The organism is Microbacterium sp. ISL-103 (genome assembly GCF_018613995.1).
In the GTDB taxonomy this organism is placed as follows: domain Bacteria; phylum Actinomycetota; class Actinomycetes; order Actinomycetales; family Microbacteriaceae; genus Microbacterium.
Map to the genome: position 1 here is coordinate 1 of NZ_JAGGPD010000616.1, position 2,914 is coordinate 2,914.

Annotated in this window: 4 protein-coding genes; 1 reads left to right on the top strand and 3 read right to left on the bottom strand. The window is 69.4% G+C overall.

Features of this window, described 5'->3' with window-relative positions; all coding sequences use genetic code 11:
* The 3 genes from J7E68_RS18670 to J7E68_RS18680 all read right to left on the bottom strand — a co-directional run.
* On the bottom strand, nucleotides 1-659 hold a 659-nt coding region (locus tag J7E68_RS18670), incomplete at its 3' end, for a Mur ligase family protein (protein ID WP_251049156.1).
* A 90-nt stretch (nucleotides 660-749) separates the two neighbouring features.
* Nucleotides 750-1,430, bottom strand: a complete 681-nt coding sequence (locus J7E68_RS18675) for a YcnI family protein (RefSeq protein WP_215175038.1) — start codon at nucleotides 1,428-1,430, stop codon at nucleotides 750-752.
* 86 nt (nucleotides 1,431-1,516) lie between these two features.
* Complete coding sequence (locus tag J7E68_RS18680) at nucleotides 1,517-2,107, bottom strand: hypothetical protein (RefSeq protein WP_215175041.1); 591 nt, start codon at nucleotides 2,105-2,107, stop codon at nucleotides 1,517-1,519.
* Between the two features lie 82 nt (nucleotides 2,108-2,189).
* Between J7E68_RS18680 and J7E68_RS18685 the strand changes: the two genes are divergently transcribed.
* The coding region (locus J7E68_RS18685) for a site-2 protease family protein (RefSeq protein ID WP_311417400.1) at nucleotides 2,190-2,914 on the top strand (725 nt) is incomplete at its 3' end.

Consider the following 2,914-nt stretch of genomic DNA (forward strand, 5'->3'; position numbering starts at 1 on the left):
ACGTCGAAGCGGATGCCGTCGACCCGATGGCGGGACAGTGCCTGCGCGCTGACCTCGACTGCCACGGCCTCGACATCGCGCTCGCGCATCAGTGCGAGCAGGGCGTGCATCTCCGACGCTTCAGGGGTTGTGAGACGCGAGACGATGACCTCGCCGGCGATGTGACGTTCGGCGGTGGAAGAGAGGCCGGTCACCACGCCGAGCTGGTCGAGGATGCCCTCCAGAAGATGCGAGACGCTCGTCTTGCCGTTCGTCCCGGTCGTCGCGAAGAGCAGCGGCAGCGGTTCTCCCGCGCCGGTGCCGTAGACCCAGGCGCTCACGGCGCCGAGCACACCGCGAGGATCGTCGACGACGAGCACCGGCAGACCTGCAGGCTGGGCGATCTCGGCACCGGCTGCATCCGTGATGATCGCGACGGCGCCCTTCTCGGCGGCGGTGAGCGCGAACTCGGCGCCGTGGCGGTTCACCCCCCGGATGGCGACGAACGCTTCCCCCGGACGCAGATCGGCGGTGGCGAGGGTGATCCCCGTCACGGAGATCCCACTCACCTCGCCGCGGACGTCTCGGGCGAATCGAGAGGCGAGTTCGGACAGCTCACGCCGGGGCGGGTTCGCGGGGCGGAGCACGGGAGGCAGGCTCGGTTGTTGTTCAATCGACATGTCGCATCCATGATCTCACGCCTCGCGACCGGAGCCCCGGTGCGGCACGTCACCTCGTCCGCATCGCGGTCGAGGTGACGTGCCTGTCGGTCAGGCCTTGCGACGGAAGGCCAGCACCGACACCACGAGCGCTGCGAGGCCGGCGATCAGGCCGCCGGCGCCGAGTGCGGTGCCCAGGGCGTCCGGCGTGCCGCCGTCGTTCGCCGCCTCCGAGCCGCCGGTCTCGGCTGCCTCGCTGTGCTCGCCGTGTGCCTCGCCCGCCGCGGCGACGACAGCCACGACCGGTGCCGGTGCGTCGAGGCTGTGCGGGTCCTCACCGTCCTCGGCGAGCTGAGTCCACTCGGTGCTGCCCTCGACGCAGGTCTGCACGACGGGGAACGCGAGGGAGTCCGGCGTGCTGTCGTCCAGGCCCACCGACATGCTGACGGCGCCGCGCAGCTCATTCGGAACGGGGGCGACGGCGGTGTAGGTGACGGCACTGACGAGCCCGTCGTCGCCGCGCTCGATGTCGATCGTCCAGTCGCTGTCCATCGTGGGTGCGACCGAGGCGAGGCCCTCGGGCATGGTGATCTTCAGCGACGTCGTCGGCGAGTTGTCGCAGCCGTGCGCGAACGAGAAGGTCAGCACGCCGTGATCTCCGGCGGTGAGCTCATCCGGGCTCACCCCGACGTGGGCACTGGCCATGGCGGGGATCGCGAGCGCGAGGATCGCGCCTCCGACGAGTCCGGCGGTGAGGTTGCGGCGGGTGGTGCTGGTGGTGGTGGAACGCATGGTCGAACTCCTGATTGCTGATGTGCGGGCGCGCAGAGATGCGCGTCGTCCGCGGAAAAGGTGACGCCCCGAGGGACGATGCGGAATCAGGCGAAGGAGGGAGGGCCACGGCGCGAGACCGTGGCCGAGAGCGCGACGTCGACGAGCAGCGGGGTCGAGAACACTGGCCGAGCAGGGCGCTCATGATCAGGATGGAAGACGACGGTGGCGCGACGCAGACGTGCCTGCACCCAGCCGGCCACAGCCCGCACCATCGACTCGCCGTGCCACAGAGCGGCCGTCGTGAGCACGGCGGCGGCGAGGTGGCCGAGCACCATCACCGCGTCGGGCATCGCCGACGATGCGGAGGCCATCGGCTGGAGCGAACCGAGGTCGAGGTGATGCTGGTGGCCCGCGACGAGCGGTGCCCCTGTCGCCGAGCCGGTCGGCGCGCCGAGCAGCTGGAACACGACGTGGAAGGCGGTCTGGCTCATCACGACGGTGAGCGCGACCCGCAGTCGAGAGGCTCGTGCGCCGATGAGCAGAGCAGCGAGCGGCACCAGCAGCGACGCGACAGCGACGAGGAGAAGAGGATGCGGGGCTGCACCACCGGCGATCGTGTGCGATACGGCGGCGAGCGTCGTCGCCACCGCCGACGCCGAAGCCGCGCGCAGGAGTCGCAGCTGCCGGGTGGTCACCGATCCAGCCTAATGCGAGACGCCCCATACTCCCGGCACGCCATGGGGCTCATTCCTAGGCGGCGAGCACTAGCTTGGGGGAGTGGAAGTACTGCTCTATCTGGCCGGCATCGTGTTCATGCTGATCGGCCTCGGTCTGTCGATCGGTCTGCACGAGATCGGCCACCTCCTGCCGGCGAAGCTGTTCGGCGTGCGCGTCGGCCAGTACATGATCGGTTTCGGACCGCGCCTGTGGTCGAAGCGCGTGGGCGAGACGGAGTACGGCTTCAAGCTGCTGCCCCTCGGCGGTTTCATCTCGATGTCGGGCATGTACCCGGCATCCAAGACCGCAGGACCGGCGAAGGGCGTCTTCCGCGCGCTGGTGCAGGACGCACGATCTGCGAACGACGAGACCATCGCCGAGGGCGCGGAGGATCGCGTCTTCTATCGTCTTCCGGTGTGGAAGCGCGTCATCGTGATGCTCGGTGGTCCACTGATGAACCTCATCCTCGCGATCGTGATCTTCACGGTGCTCGTGTCGGGCATCGGGGTGCAGCAGGGCACGACGACGATCCCCTCCGTGAGTGAGTGCGTGCTGCCCGCTGGATCGACGGCGACGGAGTGCACGGCGGACGACCCGGCGACACCGGCTGCAGAAGCAGGCATCAAGCCGGGAGACGTGTTGGTGTCTGTCGACGGCCAGCAGGTCTCGACGTTCGCCGAGGCGACCGCCATCGTGCAGGCGGCACCGGGCGAGACGCTCGATCTCGTCGTGCGCCGCGACGGCGTCGAGGAGACGCTGAGCATCACTCCGATCGAAGCGGAACG